Here is a 23,765-nt window from a genome sequence, read left to right as displayed (position 1 = left end):
CTTCCTCCGTCCGAGGCGTTTGCGCCCGGCCGTCTCCGGGTAGCAAGGTCCCGTGGTAGGTGCCCTGAGACCGTTTCGGCATCCGGCACTGTTCTACCGCGGTGACAGTGAGTATCTGGACGGCGTCGTTCCGTTCCTGCTCGAAGGTCTCGACCGGGGTGAACCCGTCGCCGTCGCCGTCCCCGCGCGCAATCTCCTGCTCATCGAGAAGGCCCTGGAAGACCGGGCTCGTGAAGTGTGGCTGACCGACATGTGCCGGGTCGGCCGCAACCCCGGTGCGATCCTGCCGACGGTGCTGCTCGCCTTCGCCGGCGAGCACACGGGCCCGGTGCGGATCGTGGCGGAGCAGATGTGGGGCGACCGCACCGGCGCCGAGTACCCCGCGTGCGTCCTGCACGAGGCGCTCATCAACCAGGCGCTCGCCGGGCGGGACCTGGCGGTGCTCTGCCCGTACGACACCGCGGCGCTGCCGCCGGAGGCGCTGGCCGACGCCGAGCGCACCCACCCGGAGGTGTGGGGGCCGGCCGGGCCGTTCGTCAGCGCCCGGTTCGACCCGGCCGGCGCGCACGCGGACTTCATGCGGCCGCTGGACCAGCCGGCGGCCGCGGTCGAGCGGAAGTTCGACATCGGGCAGCTGGGCTCGCTGCGCGGGTTCGCGGAAATCTGGGCCGCGCGCCACGGCCTGCGCCGCCCGCGACGGGACGACTTCACCTTGGCGATCGCGGAGCTGACGACGAACAGCGTCCTCTACGGCGGCGGCGCGGGCGTGCTGCGGCTGTGGGCGGACGAGCGTCAGGTGGTCGGCGAGGTCACCGACACGGGCACGATCACCGAGCCCCTGGCCGGCCGGATCCCACCGGCCGCGGCGGCACTGGGCGGCCGGGGCCTGCTGCTGGTGAACCGGCTGGCGGACCTGGTCCGCACGTACTGGATCCCGGGCCGCACGACGACCCGGGTCCACTTCACCTGCTGAGCGCCGGTCAGTCCTTGCGGGGGACGTGCTTGCCGAGGAAGCTGATCACGCTCGGCACCACCGTCCGGTTGAACGGGTCGCCGTGCTTGCCGTGCGCCGTGTGGGCGACCGCCGGGTGGGCCGCCTCGATGTAGCGGCGGACGCCCGTGATGAACGAGTCCTCCGTGCCGCACCAGATGCCGTTGGCCACGCTCTTCGTCTCGTCGATGTGCTTCAGCGGGTCGAGCGCGGTCCAGTCGTTCAGGCCTGTGAAGATGTGCCGCTTGGCCATCTCCTGCCAGGACAGGATCAACGCCGGGGCCAGCGTCGCGACCGCGGCCGGCGGCTGGCGCCGCTCCACCCGGCGGCGCGTGTACACCAGCGCGCCGAACCCGCCCATCGAGACGCCCGTGCAGGCGAACGGCTGCCCGGTCTCGCCGGCGAAACCGCGGGCCCGCAGCCACTGCGGGACCTCCTCCAGCAGCATCGCCATCGGGTCGTCGCCCGGGTGGACCTCGTGCCAGTAGTTGTCGCCGCCGTCGACGGCGACGAAGCCGAACGCCGGGACCGCCTTGCGCGCGACGTCGCTGGAGAGCTGCTTGAGCGTGCCGGTCGGGGCCGCGCTGCGGGCGTTGCCGTGCAGGCCGTGCAGCATCAGCGACATCGGCAGCCCCTTCGGCGGGGTCTTCGACGGCAGGATGAACACCAGGTCGACCATCCGGCCGCGGGCCTGGGAGTAGACGCGTTCGACGCGGGTGCTGCCGAGCTGGGTCGTCGGGTTCGACGACGTCACGCCCAGCGTCCGCTGCAGGGCCTGGCTGAACGGCAGCTTGCCGGTCGCGGTGCCGAGGGCCAGGCCGCCCACGGCCAGCCCGGACGCGCCCGCGATCAGCACCGAGCGGCGGCTGAGCCACCGCCGGGCGTCCCGGACGGCCGCCGCCCCCGCCGGGAGCTGCGGCTCGGCCTCGCCGTGCCCCTCGTGCTCCCCGTTTTCCTCGTTCACCTGTCTCCGTCCCCCGCCTGCTCTCCTAGGACGCCGCGCACCCGCTCCGCGTTCCCCTCACGTCCCTGTTCGCCGGGTTAGTCGTTCTCACCCTGCCCGGCGTTTCGGGTTCTCGCTCGCCAAGCCGCCTTCGCCGCCTCGGTCGAGTGTTCCGCCCGCTCCACAGTGTCCCCGAGACCCACCGCGAGGGTGATCCCCAGGGGTATCAAAATGTGGTCGATTCCCTGCTCACCGGCGCCGAAGTGCCCCGACGCCTCGAGTGTGACGAAGCCGTGCAGCGCGCTCCACAGCTGGGCGGCCGCCTGGTACTTGTCGGCGGGCCGGAACCGGCCGGCCTCGATGGCCCGTTCGGTCGCCCGGACGATGTGCTCGAACGCCTCCAGGCCCTCCTGAGCGGCTTCGCGGCCTTCCTCGGTGGTCAGGTCGGACAGCGTCGCCCGCTTGCCGCCCGGCGCGGACTGGCCGAACGTCACCGCGAACAGCTGCGGCTGCTCGGCGACCGCCTGCCGGTAGGTCCGGGCCAGGCTGAAGATGTCCGCCACCGGGTCGTCGGTCTCGCCGACCCCGGCGAGCCACGCGCTGAGCTTCAGGAACCCCGTGCGCGCGACCTCGTCGACCAGCGCGGCCATGCCGCCGAAGTGCGTGTACACGGCCATCGTCGAGACGCCGACTTCCGCCGCCAGCTTGCGGGCCTGCAGGGCTTCGGGGCCGCCCTCGGCGAGCAGCCGGATGGCGGCCTCGACGAGCCGCTCCTTGACGTCGTTCGCGCGCGGTTTCGGGCTCATGCTTGCCAGTATCTCATAACCCTGTTATAAATGGATCTATAACCGAGTTATGGCAGCTTCGGAGGGGTCAGTCATGGGCAACAAGTTCCTCGAAGGCAACTTCGCCCCGGTGAGCCGGGAGCACACGATCACCGAACTGGCCGTCACGGGGCGGATCCCCGAGTTCCTCGACGGCCGCTACCTGCGCAACGGGCCCAACCCGCTGTCGGAGGTGGACCCGGCGGCCTACCACTGGTTCATGGGCGACGGCATGGTCCACGGCGTGCGCCTGCGCGACGGCAAGGCCGAGTGGTACCGCAACCGGTGGGTGCGCAACCCGGCCGTGGCGGCGACGCTGAACGGCGAGGACGCGAGCCGCTTCTGCGGGCTGGACGCGCTCGGCGCCAACACCAACGTGATCGGCCACGCCGGCAAGACCCTCGCGCTGATCGAGGCGGGCGCGCCGGTCTACGAGCTGACCGACGAGCTCGACACGGTCGGCAGCTGCGACTTCGACGGCACGCTCCCCGGCGGCTACACCGCCCACCCCAAGCGCGACCCGCGCACCGGCGAGCTGCACGCCGTGTCGTACTTCTTCGGCATGGGCCACAAGGTCCAGTACTCGGTGATCGACGCGCAGGGCCGCGCGCGCCGCACGGTCGACGTCGACGTCACCGGGTCGCCGATGATGCACGACTTCTCGCTGACCGAAAAGCACGTCGTGTTCTACGACCTGCCGGTGACGTTCAACGCGGAGATGGCGGTCGCCGCGAACGTGCCGGGCGCGCTGCGGACGCCGGCGAAGCTCGTGCTCTCGGCCATGGTCGGCAAGGTCCGCGTGCCGGACCCGGTGACGGCGATGATGGCGCGCAAGATCGGCGCGAACGGCGGCCTGCCGTACCGCTGGGACCCGAAGTACCCGGCGCGGATCGGCGTCATGCCGCGTGAGGGCGGCAACGGCGACGTCCGGTGGTTCGAGGTCGAGCCGTGCTACGTCTTCCACCCGCTCAACGCCTACGACGACGGCGACAGCATCGTGCTGGACGTCGTCCGCCACCCGAAGATGTTCGACTCCGAGCTGCACGGCCCGGACGAGGGCGGGCCGACGCTGGACCGCTGGACGGTCGACCTCACCGCGGGCAAGGTCCTGGAGGAGCGGCTCGACGACCGCGGCCAGGAGTTCCCGCGGGTGGACGAGCGCCTGGTCGGCCGGCGCCACCGCTACGGCTATTCGATGTCGGCCGACGGCGGCGCGAACCCGGCCGGATCGCTGTTCAAGCACGACTTCTCGACGGGCGCACGCCAGGAGCGCGCGTTCGGCGAGGGCCGCCAGCCCGGCGAGTTCGTGTTCGTCCCGTCCCACGAGAACGCACCGGAGGACGACGGCGTCCTGATGGGCTTCGTCTTCGACCCGGCGACGCAGCGCAGCGACCTGACGCTGCTCGACGCGGGCACCCTGGAGACGGTCGCCGCGATCCACCTGCCGGACCGCGTCCCCAACGGCTTCCACGGCAACTGGGTGGAGACGGCCTAGTCTCGCGCGTCTGAGTTTCGTTGACAGGGGTCCGGCAGCGCGCTGCCCGGGCGGAATCGTCCGACTGGGGGCATGGCCGCGAGGTGCCGATGGAGGATGGGGGACGCCGGGTGGCCGGAATCCTCCATCGACGAGCACCGAGAGCCCCTGCCGTGACGCGACCCTGACGGCAACGCGCGACACTAGAAGCCTGCCTGGCCGATCAGTGACGCCTCGGCGGCAAGACGCGGAACAGCTCCGCCAGGGCCTTGATGATCGCCGGCCGGTCCCGCGGATCGGTGCCGCGCAGTGCGATGGCGAGGGCGATGATCCGGACGACGGGACCGAGCAAGACCAACCCGACGACGAGAAACGGGTTCGCGTCGGACAAGACACTCATGAGACCCCTTCCAGCCGGCCGGCTGGAAGGGGAGACTCCGTTCGTCCGACGGAGATCCGCTCCAACCGAACCAAGGCGCACTTGGCCGATCGGAGGTCTCTTCCGCCAGCGAACTGACCGATGGTCCCGAGGACGTCACAAGTCCCTCAGACGAGGCCACCGCGAAGGAATACTCCCCTCACTGAGGGAGACTTTAGCAGCGCTGGCACGGCCTAAGTAAGGACCCGGTGATCGCCGGTGTAGAGGTTCATCGAGTCGCCGCGCAGGAAGCCGATCAACGTCATCCCGTTCTCCTCGGCCAGCTCCGCCGCCAGTGACGACGGCGCCGACACCGCGGCCAGCAGCCCGATCCCGGCCATCGCCGCCTTCTGCACCAGTTCGAACGACGCGCGCCCGGACACCAGCAGGCCGTACCCCGGCGCGGGCACGCGATCCTCGAGCACCGCCCAGCCGAGCACCTTGTCGACCGCGTTGTGCCGGCCGACGTCTTCGCGGACGACCGCGAGCTCGCCGTCCGGGGTGAACAGGCCCGCCGCGTGCAGGCCACCCGTGCTGGCGAACACCTTCTGCCGGGCGCGCAGCGCGTCCGGCAAGCCTGCCAGCGTCTCGCTCTTCACCGCGAAGGCGGCTGACGCGGGGGAGAAGCGGGTCTTGAGCTTGACCGCGTCGAGCGCGGCCTTTCCGCAGACCCCGCACGACGACGTCGTGTAGAAGTTGCGCTCGACCCCGGTGTCCGGCGGCGGCACCCCGGGCGCCAGCGCGATGTCCAGCACGTTGTAGGTGTTGCGGCCCTGGTCGTCGACGCCGTCGCAGTAGCGGGCGACCGCGATGTCCTCGCGGCCGCCGATCACCCCTTCGGACAGCAGGAAGCCGTGGGCCAGCTCGACGTCGTTGCCCGGCGTGCGCATCGTCACCGCCAGCGCCTTGCCGCCGACCCGCAGTTCCAGGGGTTCTTCGGCGGCCAGCGCGTCCGGGCGGCGGCGGTCGCCGGTCGCGGAGATCTTCCGCACCGGCCTGCGCACGGTCACCCTGCCCATGACCCACACCCTTCTCCGCCGGAAAGTTTGACACTCGCATGGTGCAACACCGGGTATTTAGTAATACATTCCCTCCATCATCCCCACTCTACGGAGGGATCCGATGGCTCTCGGCTTCCTGGACCGTTCCCGGATCGTCGCACCCCCAGGCTGGACACGCTGGCTGGTGCCCCCGGCGGCCCTCTCGGTACACCTGTCGATCGGGCAGGCTTACGCGTGGAGCGTGTTCAAGACCCCGCTCGAAAAGACGATGCACCTGACCGGCACGCAGAGTTCGCTGCCGTTCCAGCTCGGCATCGTCATGCTGGGCCTGTCCGCGGCGTTCGGCGGCACGCTCGTCGAGAGGAACGGCCCGCGCTGGGCCATGTTCGTCTCGATGTGCTGCTTCGTCACCGGATTCCTCGTCTCGGCGCTCGGCGTCGCGACCGGGCAGTTCTGGCTCGTCGTGGTCGGATACGGCGCGATCGGCGGCGTCGGCCTCGGAATCGGCTACATTTCTCCGGTTTCGACGCTGATCAAGTGGTTCCCGGACCGGCCGGGCATGGCCACCGGCATCGCGATCATGGGCTTCGGCGGCGGCGCGCTGATCGCGTCGCCGTGGTCGTCGTCGATGATCGGCACCACGCCGACCACCGGCAGCATCGCGACGGCGTTCCTCGTGCACGGCGTCGTCTACGCGGTGTTCATGTCGCTCGGCTGGCTGATCGTGCGGGTCCCGGCCGACGGCTGGAAGCCGGCGGGCTGGGAACCGAAGACCGACCACGGCACGGCCATGATCTCCACCGCGAACGTCTCGGCGTCCAACGCCATCAAGACGCCGCAGTTCTGGCTGCTGTGGGTGGTCCTGTGCTTCAACGTGACCGCGGGCATCGGGATCCTGGAGAAGGCGTCCCCGATGATCGTGGACTTCTTCAAGAGCACCTCGACCCCGGTCGGCGCGGCCGCGGCGGCGGGGTTCGTCGCGCTGCTGTCGCTGTGCAACATGCTCGGCCGGTTCGTCTGGTCGTCCACATCGGACGTCATCGGGCGCAAGAACATCTACCGCACCTACCTCGGCGTCGGCGCGGTGCTGTACCTGGTGATCGCGTTGACGGAGAACTCGTCGAAGCTCGTGTTCATCCTGTGCGCGATGGTGATCCTGTCCTTCTACGGCGGCGGGTTCGCGACGGTCCCGGCGTACCTGAAGGACCTCTTCGGCACCTACCAGGTCGGCGCGATCCACGGCCGGCTGCTGACCGCGTGGTCGGTCGCCGGCGTGCTCGGCCCGCTGATCGTCAACCGGATCGCCGACAGCGAGAAGGCAGCGGGCAAGTCCGGCCCGGCGCTCTACCAGCTGTCGTTCTACATCATGATCGGCCTGCTGGTGGTCGGGTTCGTGGCCAACGAGCTGGTGCGGCCGGTGAAGGAGAAGTTCCACGAGCCCGTCACCGCGGGCACGGCCGCGAGGAGTGAGGTGTGATGACGGAACCGGCGACGAAACCCAACCGGGTCCCGCTGATCGTGCTGGCCTGGGCGTGGGTCGTGCTGCCCTTCGCCTACGGCGTGTACCAGCTGTTCCTGAAGCTGGTCCAGCTCTTCGGCTAGCCCGTGTGAGCTGAGTCACCCGTGCAGCGGAAGGAGGCCCGGCGGCGTCGGTAGGAAGTGCACCTACTGGGGAAGATCGCCGTCGCCGGGCTCTCCGCCGTGGTCCTGTGCGGGACCGCTTACGGCTACGAGAACCTCCACGCCCTCGACGACGTCACGCGCGACAGCGTCATCGACGGCGCCACCGCGCCGGGCGAGCAGCCCGCCGACGGCTCGCTCGACATCCTGTTCGTCGGGCGGGACTCGCGGACCGACCAGCAGGGGAAACCGCTTTCCCCGGACATCCTGCGCGAGCTCCGGGTCGGGGCCAACGGCGACGACCTCACCGACACCCTCATCGTCCTGCGGATCCCGAACGGCACGAAGGACGTGAAAGCGTTCTCCATCCCGCGCGACAGCTACGTGTCGATGCCCGGCGGGAAGGGCAAGATCAACGCCGCGTTCGGGCGGGCGAAGGCCGCCGAAGCGAAGCGGCAGCGCGACTCCGGGGAGACCGACAAGGCCAAGATCGACCAGGCCGCCCTCACCGCCGGGCGGCGCGGGACACGGCAGGCCGTCGAGGACCTCACCGGCGTCAAGATCGACCACTTCGCCGAGGTCAACCTGCTGAGCTTCTACGAGATCAGCAAGGCTGTCGGCGGCGTCGACGTCTGCCTCAACGAAGCCACCAAGGACAAGAACTCCGGCGCGGACTTCCCCGCCGGGCGGCAGCGGATCTCGGGTGCCGACGCGCTCGCCTTCGTGCGGCAGCGCGACGGCCTCAAGAACACCGACTTCGACCGCGTCCGGCGCCAGCAGGTGTTCCTCGCCGGGCTGGCCCGGCAGGTGCTCTCGGCGGGGACGCTGGGCGACCCGGGGAAGCTGTCCGATCTCATCGACGCCGTCAAGCGCTCGGTGGTGCTCGACGAGTCGTGGAACCTGCTCGACTTCGTCGGGCAGATGCGCGGGATCAACAGCGGCGGGATCCGGTTCGAAACGATCCCCGTCGGCAACCGCGACTACCGCTACGACCCGCAGAACCCGCGGGCCACGGCCGTGCAGGTCGACCCGGCCGAGGTGAAGGCCTTCGCCGCGGCGCTGATCGGGTCCGCGGCGCCGAAGACGCCGGCTGCCACCCCGGTCACCGTCGACGTCGCCAACGCCGGCCCGAAGGAGGGCCTCGCCGCCCGCGTGGCCGGGTTCCTGGGGGAGCACGGGTTCGCCAAGGGCGACACCGGCAACACCGCGACGCGGCGGACGTCCGTGGTCCGCTTCGGTGCCGATCTCGCGCAGCGGGGCGCGGAGGTCGCGAAGCTGCTGGGCGGGCTGGCGACGCAGGAGTCCGCGGCCGTGCCGGCGGGCCACATCGAGGTCGTGCTCGGGTCGGTGTACGCCGGCCCGGGGACGACCGGTGGCGGGAATGCCCCGGCCGCCGGCGACGAGCCGATCACCTCCGACGGGGTCGTCTGCGTGAATTGATCGCGCGGGGCAATGGAATGCCCGGCTTTTCATCGGGATACCCGAAATTGCGCGAAGAATTTCCGTGAAACGTCGCAACATCGTTTTCCGTCGACCGGACCACAGCGGACCACGAGGGTGATTGGTCTTGACGCTGCGTCCCTGGTGAGGCAGTGTGCGATGACCGTCGACGGCAGCACCGCGCGACGGACCGGAAAAGATCACCGGACCGGTGGCAATCCGGAAAGTCAATTTCAGGAAATACGGAAAGTCCGGAACCTATGCGCAGCAGCGTTGCCCGCGGAGGGTGGCTCCTTCCGGTGCTCGCTTCCGCCGTTCTGTGTGCGGCGTGCCAGTCGGCGTCCGCTTCGGCGCACTACCCCGACAAGATCGACGCCTGCAAGCTCCCCGCCACGAACGCGCGCGACCGGCTCGCGCCGGGCACCGTCGAGATCCCGGCCGATTCGGTGAAGACCGCCGACGCCAAGGTCGTCCCCCAGGATCGCTCCACCGGGAACGACGACGTCACCACCTGCAAGCGCCTGTTCGCCCGCGACCTCGGCGGCGGGAAGCCCAACCTGCAGGACTACCGGCTCGTCACGATCGCCGTCGTGCGCTTCACCGACTCCGACACCGCGGACGCCGCCGCCAAGGCCACCCAGCTGATGACCGACGCGCTCTCCGACCACTCGGGCGTCCGGCTCGCCACCGGTGTCGGCGACGAGTCCGGGTTCTCCGAGCAGTGGGCCGCCGTGCGCTCCGGGAACGTCGTGATGGGCATGGCGATCGCCGACGGTGGCACGGAGGCCGCGCTGATCCCGCCGGCGACCCTCGACAACGTGCAGGCCGAAGTCACCGACATGACCAAGACGCTGCAGCGCGACTACCAGGGCTGACCCGTCAGGGCCGGGGCTCGAGCCGCACCACGATCGCCTTCGACACCGGCGTGTTCGACTTCTCCGCCACGGAGTCCAGCGGTACCAGGGCGTTGGCCTCCGGGAAGTACGCCGCCGCGCACCCGCGGGCCGTCGGGTAGGCCACCACGCGGAAGGACGGCGCGCGCCGGTCGCCGTCGCGCCACTCCGAGACCAGGTCGATCATCGCGCCGTCGGTCAGGCCGAGCGCCGCGATGTCGTCCGGGTTCACCAGGACGACCCGGCGGGCGTTCTCGATGCCGCGGTAGCGGTCGGACAGCCCGTAGATCGTGGTGTTGTACTGGTCGTGGCTGCGCATCGTCTGCAGCAGCAGCCGGCCTTCGGGCACCTGCGGGTACTCCAGTTCGGACACCGTGAAGTTGCCCTTGCCGTTGGCCGTGCCGGTGAACTCGCGGGAGTCGCGCGGCGCGTTCGGCAGCACGAACCCGTCCGGCTCGCGGACGCGGCGGTTGTAGTCGTCGCAGCCCGTCACGACCCGCGCGATCCGGTCGCGGATCAGGTCGTAGTCGGCCTCGAACGTCCGCCACGGCACGGCGTGCCCGGCGCCGAAGAGCGTCTCGGCCAGCCGGCAGACGATGGCGACCTCGGACAGCAGGTGCTCGCTCGCCGGCTTCAGGCGGCCGCGGGAAGCGTGCACCTGGGACATCGAGTCCTCGACCGTGACGAACTGCTCGCCGCTCGCCTGGACGTCGCGCTCGGTGCGGCCGAGCGTCGGCAGGACCAGTGCGGTGCGGCCGTGGACGACGTGCGAGCGGTTCAGCTTCGTCGAGACGTGCACGGTGAGAGAACAGGACCGGAGCGCCTTCTCGGTCGTCTCCGTGTCCGGCGTCGCCGAGGCGAAGTTGCCGCCGACGGCGAAGAAGACCTTGCCACCGCCGTCGCGCATCGCGCGGATCGAGTCGACCGTGTCGAGGCCGTGCTCGCGCGGGACCTCGATGCCGAACTCGCCGGCCAGTGCGTCCATGAAGGACTGCGGCATCTTCTCCCAGATGCCCATCGTCCGGTCGCCCTGGACGTTCGAGTGCCCGCGCACCGGGCACAGGCCCGCGCCCGGCTTGCCGATCATCCCGCGCATCAGGGCCAGGTTCGCGATCTCGGAGATCGTCGGCACGGCGTGCTTGTGCTGGGTCAGGCCCATCGCCCAGCAGTAGATCGTGCGCTCGGAGGAGGCGATCATCCGCGCGACGCGCTCGATTTGCTCGCGCGGCAGCCCGGTGGCGCGCTCGACCTCGGGCCAGTCGATCTCGCGCAGGTGCTTGGCGTAGTCGTCGAAGTACTCGGTCGAGCGGTTCACGAAGTCGCGGTCGATGATCGCGCCCGGCGCCTCCTCGTCCCACGTCAGCAGCAGGTGCCCGACGGCCTGGAACAGCGCGAGGTCGCCGCCGAGGCGGATCTGGGCGAACTCGTCGGCCAGCGGGGTGCCCTTGCCGACGACGCCGCGGACGTTCTGCGGGTTCTTGAACCGCATCAGCCCGGCCTCGGGCAGCGGGTTCACGGCGATGATCTTCGCGCCGTTGCCCTTGGCCTCTTCGAGCGCCGAGAGCATCCGCGGGTGGTTGGTGCCGGGGTTCTGCCCGACGACGACGATCAGGTCGGCCCGGTGGATGTCGGCCAGGGTCACCGACCCCTTGCCGATGCCGGTGGTCGCCTGCAGCGCGGCGCCGGAGGACTCGTGGCACATGTTCGAGCAGTCCGGCAGGTTGTTGGTGCCGAAGGAGCGCACCATCAGCTGGTAGAGGAACGCGGCCTCGTTGCTGGTCCGGCCCGAGGTGTAGAAGAAGGCCTCGTTCGGGTCGGTCAGCGCCTTCAGCTCGCCCGCGACCAGCTCGAACGCGTCGTCCCAGGAGATCGGCTCGTAGTGCGTCGCGCCTTCGCGCAGCACGAACGGCTCGGTGACGCGGCCCTGCTGGCCGAGCCAGTAGTCGGTCTTGCCCCGGAGGTCTTCGATCGGGTGCTTCGCGAAGAACTCGCGGTCCACCCGCCGTTTCGTGGCCTCCTCGGCGACGGCCTTGGCGCCGTTCTCGCAGAACTCGGCCAGCTTGCGCTTTTCGCCGTCGACCTCGCGGGGCTCCGGCCACGCGCAGCCCGGGCAGTCGAAGCCTTCGCGCTGGTTCAGCAGCCGCAGCGCCTTGACGGTCCGGCCGGTGCCCATCTGCTCGACGCTGCGCGCGAGCGACACGGCGACACCGGGTATCCCGGCCGCCCAGCCCTTCGGCTTCCCCACCTCGAGGCGGGTCTCGTCCACGTCCTGCGCCGGTGCTTCACGGGTCATGTGTTCATCGTGCGCCTCGATGACCGCGCGCGCTAAGCAGGGTCACGCTTCGGCCGCGCGCAGGCCCCGATCGGCGACGGTGACGGCGAGCAGGACGACGCTGATCACGATGAGCGCGATCGCCAGCCGGTGCAGCCCCGCCGAGTCGGCGTGCGACCCGTAGCACAGCGCGATGAGCGTCGAGGCCACGATCGCGCCGAGGTACTGGGCCGTGCGGAACAACCCGCTCGCCGTGCCCATCTGCTCGGCGGGTGCCTCGCGGTACAACGTCGTCTGGTTCGCGACGCTCGTCAAACCCTGGGCCAGGCCGAACAACGCGGCCAGGGCCAGCAATGCGCCCACCCAGGTGCCGTCGTGGACGAGCAGCAGCAGTGCCGAGCCGCCGACCAGCGCGACCGCGACCGTGACCAGCCGCGCCTTGATCCCGGAGCCGCGTCCCGAGAACGCCGCCGCGCAGACCGCCGTGCCCGACATCGGGAGCAGCATCAGCCCGGCCGCCTCCTCGGACAGCTGCCGCGTGGTTTCCAGCCACTGGACGTAGCCGAACATGATCGCGTAGATGGCCATGAAGCTCAGGGCCTGCCGCAGGTACGTCCGCAGGATCGCGCCGTTGGCCGCGAGCATCCGCAGGTCGAGGAACGGGTGGTCGCGACGCAGCTCGACCAGCGCGAACGCGACGCCGAAAGCCGCGACGACGGCGAGCAGCCAGGTCTCCGTGCCCGGGTCCATCAGGAAGAACAGGAGCGCGAGCAGGGTCGCCGAGAAGAGCACGATGCCCAGGACGTCGATCGGCTTCGCCGTGCGCGCACCGCGGTCGTCCTTCGGCACCCACAGCAGCGCCAGCACCAGCGACAGCCCGGCGAGCGGGATGTTCACGGCGAAGATCGCCGGCCAGCCGAAGAGGCCGATCAGCAGCCCGCCGAGCGTCGGGCCGATCACCATCACCGTCTGCGCGGACATCGAGAGCACGGACAGCACGCGCGCGGGCACACCCTGGCCGTTCGCTTCCGCGTGGTGGCGCAGGACGGCCATCGCGGCCGGGAAGCCGGCGCACGTGCCGAGCCCCAGGACGACCCGCACGCCGGTCAGCCAGCCGACCGAGAGCGGGACCATGCCCGCGATCCCCGCGGTGATCACCAGCACCGCCCCGGCGAGCAGGACGCGGCGGGCGCCGTAGCGATCCACCAGCAGCCCGACCACCGGCTGCCCGACCGCGGTGGCCAGGTAGAGCGCCGAGATCAGCCAGGCCGTCTGGCCCGGACCGGCGCCGAAGCTCTGCCCGATCGGCACGAGCGCGACGGCGATGAGGGTGGAGTTGATCGGGTTGAGCACCGCGCCGGCCACCAGCGGGGTGACCAGGCGGGTGCCGAACTTCGCGGGGGCGGTGACGGTGCTCGTGAGGGGCTCCTTCGGTGGTGGCCGGCTCAGTGCTGGGCGACGCGTTGCAGCAGCGGCAGCGCGCGGGTGACAGCGTCGAGTTCGTCGGGGGAGAGGGCGTCCAGCAGCGCCTGGGCCAGCCACTCGTCGCGGTGCTGCAGGATGCCGCGCACGGTGTCGGAGCCGGCCTCGGACAGGCTGATCACGACGCGGCGCCGGTCGGCCGGGTCGGGGGTGCGGGCGAGGTAGCCGAGCTCGTCGAGGACGCCGAGGGTGGCGGCCATCGACTGCTGCCGGACGTGCTCGGCGGCGGCCAGCTCGCCTTGGGTGGCGGGGCCGTCCCGGTGGAGCCGGTTGAGCACGGCGGACTGCGACGGCGTCAGGATCCCGGCGTTGTCGACCTGGCGCAGCCGGCGGTGCAGCTGCCCGACGACCGCGCGGATCCAGCCGGCGCTCTCAGCGACGTGTGCAGGTACTTCGCCCATGCACACAGGTTAACTGTACAGTCCAGACTGTGCATCTGGATGTGACGGGAAAGCCATGAAGGGCACCCTCATGGCTTTTACGGCCATGAGGGTGCCCTTCATGGACTTGTCAGTGGCAGCCGTCGAGGGTCGGCACCGGGTACTTCGGGTCGTAGTAGCCGGGCGCGTCCTGGTCGCCGCCGGTCGACGGGCCGGTCTGCGGGTTCGCGTAGCCCGGCGCCAGGAAGCCCTCCCGGGCGGCGGCGCAGCCCACCGACGAAGTCGCGCTCTGGCCGCCGTCGAGCCACAGCCCCCGGCTGGACTTCGCGACGCCGGAGCCGGTGACCACCACGTACTCCTCGTCCACGCGCAGGAAGCTGACGATCTCGTTCGGGCTGGTCAGCGAGTCGGGGTGGACGTTGTCGAAGGCGAAGGCGACGACGTACTTCGCGTCCACGGCCAGCTCGCCGGGCTTCTCGCCGGCGTGCGCGGTGAGCGTGCCGAACGTGCGGGGCCCCGCGTCGAGCAAGTGGTAGCCGTCGGCGATCTCGGTCAGGTAGGAGTCGAAGCCGGCCTTGTCCTTCGCCGATTTCTCGGCCAGCCAGGGCGTCATCTGCTCGCGCTGGTCCGGGGCGAAGAGCGCGAGGTAGGCCTTCGGATCGTGCGAGAACAGCACCGCGGGCTCGAGGTGGGCGGCGGTGATGGCCCGCCGGGCCTGCGCGTAGGCGTCGGCGACCGCTTCGGCCTTGAACGGGCCGACGGCGGCCGCGGCGGGCGAGGTGATGCCGCCGATGCCCTTGGTCCAGTCCTGGGCGGGGGTGTTCGCGTACGGCCGGGCCAGGTCGACGTGGGCGTACTGCGCCACCTGCGTCGGGTTCGGCGTCTCCGGGATCGCCTCACGCGCCGGGGGTCTCCGGCCGGCCACCACGATGGCCGCGGTGGTCACGGCGAGGATCGCCACCAGCAGGCCGAGGATCCGCCAGCGGCGGTGCGGCCTCCGGGAAGTGCGTTTCCGCTGCTTGCGGAGCTGCTTGCGGTCTTGCTTGGCGCCCAGCCAGGCGTCCGTCTGCGCGTGCTTGCGCCACTCCGGGTCCATCAGGTCCGGGTGCGATTCGAGCAGGTTGTCGTCGTCCACGTGCGTGCCCCCAAGGTCGATGCCTGATCATCGACAGCGGGGGACGAGCGTTACGAGCCGAAGAACAGGAACGGGTCCTCGTTGACGCCGATGCCCTGGATCTGGTGCACGACGATCGCCGCCGCGACCAGGACGACGACCAGCAGCAGCGCGAGCACGCCGGGCCAGCGGCTGTGCCCCGGCTGGTGACCGCCGGTGCGGCCCTCGCGTTTGCGGCGCTTTTTGAGCTCCTTCTTCGCGCCCAGCCAGGCGTCCCGCTCGGCGAACTTCTGCCAGTCCGGGTTCATCAGGTCGGGGTGCGTCTCCAGGCGCCGATCGTCCGGATCCTGCGGCTGCTGAGGCTGTGCCATCCCGAGTGCCTTCCCCCTGGGTGACCCGCCGTGACGGGTTCGTAGACTTGTCCATTGTGACCGAGAACGCTCCGCAGCAGACCACCGACCTTCCGGGTGCCTGGGACCCGGCCGCCGAAGAAGCACCGATGTACGACCGCTGGGTAGCGGCCGGGTACTTCACGGCCGACGCCTCGTCGGAGAAGCCGCCGTTCTCGATCGTACTGCCGCCGCCGAACGTGACCGGTTCCCTGCACATGGGCCACGCGCTCAACCACACCCTGATGGACGCGATGAGCCGCCGCCGTCGCATGCAGGGCTACGAGGTGCTGTGGCTGCCGGGCATGGACCATGCGGGCATCGCGACGCAGAACGTCGTCGAGCGCCAGCTGGCCGGCGAGGGCCTTTCGCGCCACGACCTGGGCCGGGAGAAGTTCGTCGAGCGCGTCTGGGAGTGGAAGGCCGAGTACGGCGGCCGGATCCTCGGCCAGATGAAGCGCCTCGGCGACGGCGTCGACTGGTCGCGCGAGCGCTTCACCATGGACGAGAACCTGTCGAAGGCCGTCCAGACGGTGTTCAAGAACTTCTTCGACGAGGGCCTGATCTACCGCGCCGAGCGGATCATCAACTGGTGCCCCCGCTGCCAGACGGCGCTCTCGGACATCGAGGTCGACCACAACGACGACGACGGCGAGCTCGTGTCGATCCGCTACGGCGACGGCGACACCGCGATCGTGGTCGCGACGACGCGCGCGGAGACGATGCTGGGCGACACCGCGGTCGCCGTCCACCCGGACGACGAGCGGTACGCGCACCTGGTCGGCACCGAGGTCGAGCTGCCGCTGACCGGGCGTCGCATCCCGATCGTGGCCGACAAGCACGTCGACCCCGAGTTCGGCACCGGCGCGGTCAAGGTGACCCCGGCGCACGACCCGAACGACTTCGAGATCGGCCGCCGGCACGACCTGCCGATGCTGACGATCATGAACGAGCGCGCCGAGATCACCGCGCCGGGCCCGTTCGAGGGGCTCGACCGGTTCGAGGCGCGCCCGGCGGTCGTCGCCGCGCTGCGGGAGGCCGGCCGGATCGTGGCCGAGAAGCGCCCGTACGTGCACGCGGTCGGCCACTGCTCGCGCTGCGACACGGTCGTCGAGCCGCGGCTGTCGCTGCAGTGGTGGGTCAAGGTCGAGGAGCTGGCGCGCCTGGCCGGCGACGCGGTCCGCGACGGCCGCACGAAGATCCACCCGCCGGAGCTGGGCAAGCGGTACTTCGACTGGGTCGACAACATGCACGACTGGACGATCTCGCGCCAGCTGTGGTGGGGCCACCGGATCCCGGTGTACTACGGCCCCGACGGTGAAGTGGTGTGCGTCGGCCCGGACGAGCAGCCGCCGTCCGGTGAGGGCTGGACGCAGGACCCGGACGTGCTCGACACGTGGTTCTCGTCGGGCCTGTGGCCGATGTCGACGCTGGGCTGGCCCGCGTCTTCGGACGACCTGGCCAAGTTCTACCCGACCAGTGTCCTCTCGACCGGCTACGACATCCTGTTCTTCTGGGTCGTCCGGATGATGATGTTCGGCGTGCAGCAGATGGACGGCAAGCAGCCGTTCGACCATGTCTACCTGCACGGCCTGATCCGTGACGCGAACGGCAAGAAGATGTCGAAGTCGCGCGGCAACGTGATCGACCCGCTGGAGTGGATGGACGCGTACGGCGCGGACGCCACCCGGTTCACCCTGGCCCGCGGCGCGAACCCGGGCGCGGACATGGCCCTGGCCGACGAGTGGGCGGCGGGGTCCCGCAACTTCTGCACGAAGCTGTGGAACGCGACGAAGTTCGCGATGATGAACGGGGCTTCGGTCTCTTCCGATTTGCCTGCCGCTGCATCGCTCACGGAGTCCGACCGCTGGATCCTCGGCCGCCTGGGCGCGCTGGTGTCCGAAGTGGACGGCCTGTTCGAGGACTTCCAGTTCGCGAAGGTGGCGGGCGCGCTCTACCAGTTCACGTGGAACGAGCTGTGCGACTGGTACCTGGAGCTGGCGAAGGTCCAGCTGTACCAAGGGGATTCCGCGCGCGTCGAGTCGACGCGGGCGGTGCTCGGGCACGTGCTCGACACGGTGCTGCGGCTGCTGCACCCGTTCATCCCGTTCATCACGGAGAAGCTCTGGACGGCGCTGACGGGCGGCGAGTCACTAGTGGTCGCCGCGTGGCCTGCGCCGTTCGAGGGCTACGCGGACGCCGTGGCGGACGCCCGGATCGCGGACGTCCAGAAGCTGGTGACGGAAATCCGCCGCTTCCGCGCGGACCAGGGGCTGAAGCCGGGCCAGAAGGTGGCGGCCCGCCTGGCGGGTTACGCGGGCGGCCACGAAGAGGCGGTCCGGTCGCTGGTGCGCCTGACGCCGCCTGCCGAGGACTTCGCGGCGAGCGCGTCGCTCGAGGTGGCCCTGGCGGACGGCGTGGTGACGGTGGAGCTGGACCTGTCGGGCACGGTCGACGTGGCGGCGGAGCGCAAGCGGCTGGAGAAGGACCTGGCGGCGGCTCGGAAGGAGCTGACCCAGACCGAGGCGAAGTTGGGCAACGAGGCGTTCATCGCGAAGGCCCCGGAGCACGTGGTCGACAAGATCAAGGTGCGCAAGGAGACAGCGGCGTCGGACATCGACCGCATCACGGCGAGGTTGGCGGCTCTTCCGGCTTCCTGAGGCTGTCGAGCCAAGCCCGGCACTTTCCCTGCGAAAGTGCCGGGCTTCATCATTTTTCCTCGATGGTTCGCGCCGCTTCGATCAACGCCACCAGCTCCGGAGTCAACCGCCGGTCCGCGGGCGTCGCCAAATACGTCTGCATCCGAGGCGAAGGCTCCACCAACGGCCGGAAAACCACACCCGGGATCGGCAGCAGATTGGCGTGCGCCCGGTAGAACACCGTCCAGTGTGGACGGCCGAACCCCAGCGTCCCCAAAGTGTCCTGCGCCGTGGTGAACTCCTTGCCCAGCACCGGCTCGAACCCCGCCTCGCGGCAGCACGACACGACCAAGTCGTACAACGGCTGATTCCGCGAAGGCGGACTGAGCCGCACCGGCAATGAAGCGAGCGAAGCAAACGAAACATCCGAACAAGAAGCCAGCGGATGAGACGCGGGCAAAGCCACGAGCACATCGTCCATCCACAAAGGAGTGAAGTCGAGGCCGGAAGAAGGCCACGAACCACGCACGATGGTCGCGGAAAGCGAACCGTCCCGGACTCGCTGGAGCCGTTGGACCGTCGGTGCGTGGACCAGCTCCAACGAAGCCGAAGGCGCCAGCCGGGCGAACGCGCCCAGCAGGACATCCAGCCGGTCACCCAGGCCCTCGCTCGTGCCCAACCGGACCAAAGACCCGGAAGAACGGAACTCCGTCACCGAATCCGCCGCCCGGTCGGCCGCCGCCAGTACCGCGAGTGCGTGCGGCAGGAACCGCTGCCCCGCCTCGGTGAGCGCCACCGAACGCGTCGACCGCGTGAACAGCGTCACGCCCAGCGAACGTTCCAGTCGCCGGACCTGCTGGCTCACCGCCGGCTGGACGATGTGCAGCCGCTCCGCCGCCCGCCCGAAGTGCAATTCCTCGGCGACGGCGAGGAAGTAACGAAGCTGCCGTAGCTCCACGACCGACCCCATTCATCAGCGTTCGTGATGAGTGTACGAGCGGACTGCCCCTCGAAACGCGGGCGCCCGGAGGCGACGCTCGGGACATGCCTTACGCAAACATCAACGACACCCGCCTCCACTACGAAGACGCCGGCGACGGCCCCGCCCTGCTGTTCCTGCACGGCTGGGGGACCACCGGCCACGTCTGGCAGGCGTGCCTGCCCGACCTCGTCCGCGACCACCGCGTCGTCACGCTCGACTGGCGCGGGTGTGGCCGCTCGGATCACCCGGCGACCGGGAACACGATCGACGGCAACACCGCCGACATCGCCGCGCTGATCGAGAAGCTGGGGATCAAGCCGGTGATCGTCGGCTCGTCGTTCGGCGCGGTCTTCGCCACCGAACTGGCCCTGGCCAGGCCCGAGCTCGTCGCCGGTGTGGTGGCCGTCGACGGGCCGGGGTACTGGCCCGCGGACGCGATGCGGGAAAAGGTCCTCGACCTGCGCGAACAGATGGCCGGCGACCGCTTCGGCACGCTCGCGGGGTGGGTGCCGAACTGGTTCGCGCCGGGTGCCGCGCCCGCGCTGGTCGACTGGACCGTGCGGCAGCTCGTCGACTCGAGCCCCTACATCGACGCGCTGTTCACCGAGGTGACGACGTACGACCCGCGGCCCCGCCTCGGGAACCTGACGGTCCCGATCACCTACCTGCACGGCGAGCTCGACACCGAGATCCCCCTGGAAGTCCCGCGGACCTGCGCCGCCGCCACGCCGGGCGCCCGGGTGCACGTCCTCGCCGGCTGCGGCCACCTCCCGCACCAGGAGGACCCGCGCGCTTTCACCGCAGCCCTCCGCGCGATCGCCTGAGGAGGACGAGCGATGCCGAAAGTGAAGCTCGAAGACGCCGTCGTCCACTACGACCGGACCGGCGACGGCCCCGCGCTGCTCCTGCTGCACGGCACCGCCGCCTCCCGTGAGCAATGGGCACCGTTGACGGCGAACGCAGAGGGCTACACCGTCCTGGCTCCGGACTTTCCCGGCTCCGGCCTGACCACCGACCCCGGTGGCCCGATCACCATCGAGGCTCTCGCCGCCCAGGCCGCGGCCGTCCTGGACCACGCGGGAGCCGGCGCGGCCCACGTCGTCGGCCATTCGCTCGGCGCCGTCGTGGCGGCTCATCTCGCCGGCACCCGCCCGGATCGCGTCCGGAAAGCGGTCCTGCACGCCGCGTGGCCCGTCACCGACACGCGACAGGACGCCGAGTTCCGGTACTGGCTCGACCTGCTCGAAACCGGGACCTTCGCCCGGATGCTCCCGCTGATGGCGTTCGGCCCGCGCTACTGGGAGCAGGCCACCGCCGAGAGCAACGAACAGCTCGTCAAGACCCTCGAGGCGATGGTCGAGGCGGGAACGGACCGGCAGGTCGAGGCCGACCGGGCCGTCGACCTGCGGGCCGTGCTCCCGAAGATCACCGCGTCCGTCCTCGTGCTCGGCAGCGCGCACGACCGGCTGATCACGGCGGAACAGCAACGGGAGCTGGTCGCCGTGATCCCGGACGCGCGCGCCGCCGAGATCGACGCCGGGCACGGTGCCCCGGCCGAACTGCCGGACGAGTTCGCCCGGATCGTGCTGGAGTTCCTCAGCGCAGGGACTTGAGGACCACCGCCGCCATCCCCGCCATCCCGGTCTTGAGCGGGTGGTAGGCGGCGGCCTCGAAGACGTTCTGGTCCTTGCCGTTGATCCACGCCGAGCCGCCGCGGGCGCAGGCGTCGTGGCCGCGGGACGGGCCGAAGGTGTCGACGAACTCCGCGCTCCCATCCGCGTCCACGGCGTCGCCCAGCGTCCGGTTCAGCGCCTCCTCGACGCTGTTCAGCCACGCGTAGTCACCGTCGGCGAACGGCAGCGCGTCCGGGCAGTAGCCCTTCTCCGGCGCGATCCGCGGGTAGCCGACCACCAGGACCCGCGCCCGCGGCGACCGCTCGTGGATCGCGGCGAGCACCGCCTCGACGCGCGGCCCGATGTTGTCGATCGCCGAGGTGACGGAGCCCGCGAAGTGCTCTTCGCAGGGGTTGCCGGTCGGGTCGCCCGCCCGCAGGCCCGGGCACGTCGAGATCAGGCTGCCGAACACGCCGTAGTCGTTGCCGCCGATGCCGAGCGTGACCAGGTCGGTGTCGATCCGCAGCGCGCCCAGCTGCGGCGGGTTGGTGCCGTTGAACGGCACGCTCTGGGGCTTGGTCATGTTCGTGGTGTCCGCGCCGGCGCAGCTGACGTCGGTGAACCGCCCGGCGTGCAGCGCCGCGGCCAGCACCGACGGGTAGTTCGCGGTGGACCGCCCGCACCCCAGCGGGTCGAGCCGCTGGACCGGGATGAACGGCCCGGAGGTGTACGAGTCGCCGAGGGCGACGTAGCTGCCGATGCTCGCCGCGGAGGCGGCGGTGGCCGACGCCGGCAGCAGGATGGCTGCCGAGACGACGGCGGTGAGCAGCCGGGTGATGCGCATGAAGACCCCGTTCTCGCTGGTGGAAACGCTCCTTCCACATCTAGCGAGCACCGGGCGGCGGGGGTGGGGACTTCACCCGCCAGTCGGGTCACCTTCGCCGTGCTCACGGTAAGTGATCAGCGTGCGCCAGAACAGCAACGGCCGGACGGTGCTTCCGGGCAGCAGCCGGGCCGCCTCCCGGCGTACCTCCGCCAGGGTCGGGAAGTCATCGACGACCGGGGGCTTCGGGCCGTTGTCCCCACCGCCGTTCAAGCGGTCGCCGGCGTAGACGACCAGCCGCGCGAGCGCGTTGACCGGCACCGCCGCGATCGTCCGCACCCAGTCCGCGGGCGTGCTCGGTCTCGCCAGGCCGAGCACCACGAGCACGCCGCCGGGTACCAGGGCGCGGCGCAGCTTGGCGACCGTTTCGAACGGCATGTGGTGCAGGGAAGCGAGGCACGAAATGAAGTCGTAGTGCTCTTCGGGCAGGGGATCGGTGGTGACGTCGGCCTGCCGGTAGACGATCTTGCCCGGTCCCGGCGAACCGAGGCCCGCCGCCGCCTCGACCATCGCGGCCGAGACGTCGACCGCCTCCACCGCCATGCCGGTCGCGGCCAGCCGGCGCGCGAACCGGCCGGTGCCGCACCCGACGTCCAGCGCGATCCCCGGCCCGGGCGGCAGCTGGTCCAGCAGCAGCGGGTGGTAGTGGTCGTTGTGGTTGAACGGCATGGGTCGAGAGTGCCACCTGCCACGCACGTAGACTCGGAAGCAAGTGTTAAAACCCCAGGCCGGAGGAGATTCAGTGCCGCAGGATGAGACAGGTCGCAGGCCGGACCTGTCGGATCTGGACAGCTTCGCGGGCGTCGACGAGCTCGGTGCCGAGGGGTACGAGGACTCGGACGACCACGACCCGGAGCTGGACGCGCGGGACACCGCGTTCGACGTGGGCGGCGGCTCCCGCGGCGGGATCGGCGGCGTCGGCCAGCTCGGCGACAACCTCGCCACCGGCCCGGTGCCCGACCTGAGCGTGCCCGAGGACACCGAGCTGCACGAGCTCGACGACCAGGGCGAACCCGAGGCGTACGGCAGCCCGGACGGCCCGGAGGCCCGGCGCGAGCTGATGGCCGTCGAGGCCGAGCTGAACCAGCGCTGGCCCGAGACGAAGATCGAGCCGTCGCTGACCCGCATCTCCGCGCTGACGCAGCTGCTGGGCGAGCCGAACCACGGCTACCCCGTGCTGCACATCGCCGGCACGAACGGCAAGGGCTCGACGGCGCGGATGATCGACTCGCTGCTGACCCGGATGGGCCTGCGCGTCGGCCGCTACACCAGCCCGCACCTGCAGCTGGTCACCGAGCGGATCGCGCTCGACGGCCGGCCGATCGCCGCCGCGCGCTACGCCGAGCTGTGGCACGACATCGCGCCGTACGTGGCCATGGTGGACGGTGCCGCCGCCGACGGCGTGGCGATGAGCAAGTTCGAGATCCTCACCGGGATGGCGTTCGCCGCGTTCGCCGACGCGCCGGTGGAAGCCGCCGTGCTCGAAGCGGGCCTGGGCGGCGCCTGGGACGCCACGAACGTCGCGGACGCCGACGTCGCGGTCATCACGCCGATCGACATCGACCACGTCGAGTACCTCGGCCCGGACATCCTCGGCGCGGCACGCGAAAAGGCGGGCATCATCAAGGCCGGCTCGGTCGCGGTGATCGCCGAGCAGGACCCCGAAGTGCAGAAGGTGCTGCTGGAACGCGCCGTCGAGGTCGACGCCGCGGTCGCCCGCGCGGGCAGCGAGTTCGGCGTGCTGGAGCGCGAGATCGCCGTCGGCGGGCAGCTGCTGAAGCTGCAGGGCCTCGGCGGGGTGTACGACCAGATCTTCCTGCCGCTGCACGGCGCGCACCAGGCCGCGAACGCCGCGCTCGCGCTGGCCGCGGTCGAGGCGTTCTTCGGCGCGGGCAAGGACAAGCAGCTGGTCGTCGAGGCCGTGCGCGAGGCGTTCGCCGAGGTCGAGACGCCGGGCCGGCTGGAGCGGGTCCGCGCGGCCCCCGCGGTGATGATCGACGCGGCCCACAACCCGCACGGCGCCCGCGCGCTCGCGGCGACCGTGGCCGAGGAGTTCGCCTTCCGCCGCCTGGTCGCGGTGGTCGGCGTGATGGCCGAGAAGGACGCCCACGGCATCCTCGACGCGCTGGAGCCGGTGGTGTCCGACATCGTCGTGACGCGCAACTCCTCGCCGCGCGCGATGCCGCTGGAAGAGCTGAACCAGCTGGCCATCTCGGTGTTCGGCGAGGACCGGGTGGTGGCCGAGACCGACCTGGAGACGGCGATCGAGACGGCGATCGCGCTGGTGGAGACCAGTGACGACCCCGAAGAGCCCCTCGCGGGCGGCGGCGTGCTCGTCACCGGGTCGGTGGTCACCGCGGGCGAGACGCGCACGCTGTTCGGGAAGGAGCCGGCGTGACCACTCCGG

The 23,765-nt window shown here is 70.7% G+C and carries 22 protein-coding genes; 10 read left to right on the top strand and 12 right to left on the bottom strand.

Annotated elements, in window-relative coordinates; genetic code table 11:
• The first annotated feature begins 52 nt into the window (after positions 1–52).
• Positions 53–973 carry an anti-sigma factor RsbA family regulatory protein gene (locus tag QQ657_RS11635; RefSeq protein ID WP_284742088.1) on the top strand — a complete coding sequence of 307 codons (921 nt, stop codon included), beginning with the start codon at positions 53–55 and terminating at the stop codon, positions 971–973.
• 7 nt (positions 974–980) lie between these two features.
• On the opposite strand, the gene QQ657_RS11630 is transcribed toward QQ657_RS11635, so the two are convergent.
• Positions 981–1,955 (bottom strand): alpha/beta hydrolase, encoded by a 975-nt coding sequence (locus QQ657_RS11630; RefSeq protein ID WP_434056731.1) that lies wholly within the window; start codon positions 1,953–1,955, stop codon positions 981–983.
• Positions 1,956–2,032: 77 nt separating this feature from the next.
• Positions 2,033–2,740 carry a TetR/AcrR family transcriptional regulator gene (locus tag QQ657_RS11625; RefSeq protein ID WP_284742087.1) on the bottom strand — a complete coding sequence of 236 codons (708 nt, stop codon included), beginning with the start codon at positions 2,738–2,740 and terminating at the stop codon, positions 2,033–2,035.
• Between the two features lie 73 nt (positions 2,741–2,813).
• On the opposite strand from QQ657_RS11625, the gene QQ657_RS11620 reads away from it, so the two are divergent.
• Entirely contained in the window at positions 2,814–4,253 is a 1,440-nt protein-coding gene (locus QQ657_RS11620) for a carotenoid oxygenase family protein (RefSeq protein ID WP_284742086.1), read from the top strand.
• Positions 4,254–4,455: 202 nt separating this feature from the next.
• Here the strand turns inward: QQ657_RS11620 and QQ657_RS11615 are convergent, their stop codons facing one another.
• Positions 4,456–4,632: a hypothetical protein gene (locus QQ657_RS11615; protein ID WP_284742085.1), complete on the bottom strand. Its 177-nt coding sequence runs from the start codon at positions 4,630–4,632 to the stop codon at positions 4,456–4,458.
• 212 nt (positions 4,633–4,844) lie between these two features.
• A complete protein-coding gene (gene fdhD, locus QQ657_RS11610) occupies positions 4,845–5,669 on the bottom strand; it encodes a formate dehydrogenase accessory sulfurtransferase FdhD (protein WP_284742084.1) in 825 nt (274 codons plus the stop codon).
• Between the two features lie 103 nt (positions 5,670–5,772).
• Here fdhD and QQ657_RS11605 point away from each other — a divergent pair, with 103 nt between their 5' ends.
• From QQ657_RS11605 to QQ657_RS11590, 4 genes are all read left to right on the top strand, one after another.
• The gene (locus QQ657_RS11605; RefSeq protein WP_284742083.1) at positions 5,773–7,128 is read left to right on the top strand and encodes an L-lactate MFS transporter; all 1,356 of its coding nucleotides are present in this window, start codon (positions 5,773–5,775) and stop codon (positions 7,126–7,128) included.
• Positions 7,128–7,253, top strand: coding sequence for an MFS transporter small subunit (locus tag QQ657_RS11600; protein ID WP_284742082.1), 126 nt, complete (start codon positions 7,128–7,130; stop codon positions 7,251–7,253). The genes QQ657_RS11605 and QQ657_RS11600 overlap by 1 nt, the downstream gene beginning before the upstream one ends.
• Before the next feature lie 57 nt (positions 7,254–7,310).
• A complete protein-coding gene (locus tag QQ657_RS11595; RefSeq protein ID WP_284742081.1) occupies positions 7,311–8,711 on the top strand; it encodes an LCP family protein in 1,401 nt (466 codons plus the stop codon).
• 299 nt (positions 8,712–9,010) lie between these two features.
• Entirely contained in the window at positions 9,011–9,586 is a 576-nt protein-coding gene (locus tag QQ657_RS11590; protein WP_284742080.1) for a hypothetical protein, read from the top strand.
• 4 nt (positions 9,587–9,590) lie between these two features.
• Here QQ657_RS11590 and QQ657_RS11585 read toward each other — a convergent pair whose 3' ends face one another.
• From QQ657_RS11585 to QQ657_RS11565, 5 genes are all read right to left on the bottom strand, one after another.
• Positions 9,591–11,897, bottom strand: a complete 2,307-nt coding sequence (locus tag QQ657_RS11585) for an FdhF/YdeP family oxidoreductase (protein ID WP_284742079.1) — start codon at positions 11,895–11,897, stop codon at positions 9,591–9,593.
• A 42-nt stretch (positions 11,898–11,939) separates the two neighbouring features.
• Positions 11,940–13,241 (bottom strand): MFS transporter, encoded by a 1,302-nt coding sequence (locus QQ657_RS11580; protein WP_284742078.1) that lies wholly within the window; start codon positions 13,239–13,241, stop codon positions 11,940–11,942.
• A gap of 80 nt (positions 13,242–13,321) precedes the next feature.
• Positions 13,322–13,759, bottom strand: a complete 438-nt coding sequence (locus tag QQ657_RS11575; RefSeq protein WP_284742077.1) for a MarR family winged helix-turn-helix transcriptional regulator — start codon at positions 13,757–13,759, stop codon at positions 13,322–13,324.
• A gap of 109 nt (positions 13,760–13,868) precedes the next feature.
• Positions 13,869–14,873, bottom strand: a complete 1,005-nt coding sequence (locus QQ657_RS11570; RefSeq protein ID WP_284742076.1) for a hypothetical protein — start codon at positions 14,871–14,873, stop codon at positions 13,869–13,871.
• 50 nt (positions 14,874–14,923) lie between these two features.
• The gene (locus QQ657_RS11565) at positions 14,924–15,223 is read right to left on the bottom strand and encodes a hypothetical protein (protein ID WP_284742075.1); all 300 of its coding nucleotides are present in this window, start codon (positions 15,221–15,223) and stop codon (positions 14,924–14,926) included.
• Positions 15,224–15,279: 56 nt separating this feature from the next.
• On the opposite strand from QQ657_RS11565, the gene QQ657_RS11560 reads away from it, so the two are divergent.
• The gene (locus QQ657_RS11560; RefSeq protein WP_284742074.1) at positions 15,280–17,901 is read left to right on the top strand and encodes a valine--tRNA ligase; all 2,622 of its coding nucleotides are present in this window, start codon (positions 15,280–15,282) and stop codon (positions 17,899–17,901) included.
• 49 nt (positions 17,902–17,950) lie between these two features.
• On the opposite strand, the gene QQ657_RS11555 is transcribed toward QQ657_RS11560, so the two are convergent.
• The gene (locus QQ657_RS11555; protein WP_284742073.1) at positions 17,951–18,838 is read right to left on the bottom strand and encodes a LysR family transcriptional regulator; all 888 of its coding nucleotides are present in this window, start codon (positions 18,836–18,838) and stop codon (positions 17,951–17,953) included.
• 86 nt (positions 18,839–18,924) lie between these two features.
• On the opposite strand from QQ657_RS11555, the gene QQ657_RS11550 reads away from it, so the two are divergent.
• Together QQ657_RS11550 and QQ657_RS11545 are read left to right on the top strand one after the other, a co-directional pair.
• Positions 18,925–19,686 carry an alpha/beta fold hydrolase gene (locus QQ657_RS11550; RefSeq protein ID WP_284742072.1) on the top strand — a complete coding sequence of 254 codons (762 nt, stop codon included), beginning with the start codon at positions 18,925–18,927 and terminating at the stop codon, positions 19,684–19,686.
• A 12-nt stretch (positions 19,687–19,698) separates the two neighbouring features.
• The gene (locus tag QQ657_RS11545; protein ID WP_284742071.1) at positions 19,699–20,475 is read left to right on the top strand and encodes an alpha/beta fold hydrolase; all 777 of its coding nucleotides are present in this window, start codon (positions 19,699–19,701) and stop codon (positions 20,473–20,475) included.
• Here QQ657_RS11545 and QQ657_RS11540 read toward each other — a convergent pair.
• Together QQ657_RS11540 and QQ657_RS11535 are read right to left on the bottom strand one after the other, a co-directional pair.
• Positions 20,459–21,319, bottom strand: coding sequence for an SGNH/GDSL hydrolase family protein (locus QQ657_RS11540; protein WP_284742070.1), 861 nt, complete (start codon positions 21,317–21,319; stop codon positions 20,459–20,461). The genes QQ657_RS11545 and QQ657_RS11540 overlap by 17 nt on opposite strands.
• A 72-nt stretch (positions 21,320–21,391) precedes the next feature.
• Positions 21,392–22,027, bottom strand: coding sequence for a class I SAM-dependent methyltransferase (locus tag QQ657_RS11535; RefSeq protein WP_284742069.1), 636 nt, complete (start codon positions 22,025–22,027; stop codon positions 21,392–21,394).
• A 73-nt stretch (positions 22,028–22,100) separates the two neighbouring features.
• Between QQ657_RS11535 and folC the strand changes: the two genes are divergently transcribed.
• Positions 22,101–23,756: a bifunctional tetrahydrofolate synthase/dihydrofolate synthase gene (gene folC, locus QQ657_RS11530; RefSeq protein ID WP_284742068.1), complete on the top strand. Its 1,656-nt coding sequence runs from the start codon at positions 22,101–22,103 to the stop codon at positions 23,754–23,756.
• Positions 23,757–23,765: the final 9 nt, after the last annotated feature.

The organism is Amycolatopsis ponsaeliensis, from assembly GCF_030182635.1.
GTDB classification, from domain to species: Bacteria; Actinomycetota; Actinomycetes; order Mycobacteriales; family Pseudonocardiaceae; genus Amycolatopsis; species Amycolatopsis ponsaeliensis.
Note: the sequence above shows the minus strand (reverse complement) of the source record. Positions and strands in the feature narration are given on the sequence as shown.